The 271-nt window shown below is 75.3% G+C and carries 1 protein-coding gene; it reads right to left on the minus strand.

Annotated elements, in window-relative coordinates; all coding sequences use genetic code 11:
* A partial coding sequence (locus tag R0J87_RS20630) for an ATP-binding cassette domain-containing protein (RefSeq protein ID WP_498888586.1) occupies positions 1 to 271 on the minus strand: 271 nt, incomplete at both ends.

Raw genomic sequence — 271 nt, forward strand, 5'->3', positions numbered from 1 at the left:
GAACACCAGGCCGATCCCGCGATCCTCCGGCGGCATGGACACGCGCGGCCCGGGCACGGCGCGCCCGGCGATCGACACGACGCCGGTCTGCAGGTCCTCGAGCCCGGCGGCCAGCCGCAGCAAGGTCGACTTGCCGCAGCCCGACGGCCCCACCAGGCAGACGATCTCCCCCGCCCCGACGGCGAGGGAGACATCGTCGACCGCGAGCACGTCGCCGAAGCGATGGCTGACATGATCGAGCGCCAGCGCCGGCGCGTCCGCCTCCGCCGCG

The organism is Halomonas sp. SIMBA_159 (assembly GCF_046536035.1).
Lineage (GTDB): Bacteria > Pseudomonadota > Gammaproteobacteria > Pseudomonadales > Halomonadaceae > Vreelandella > Vreelandella venusta_A.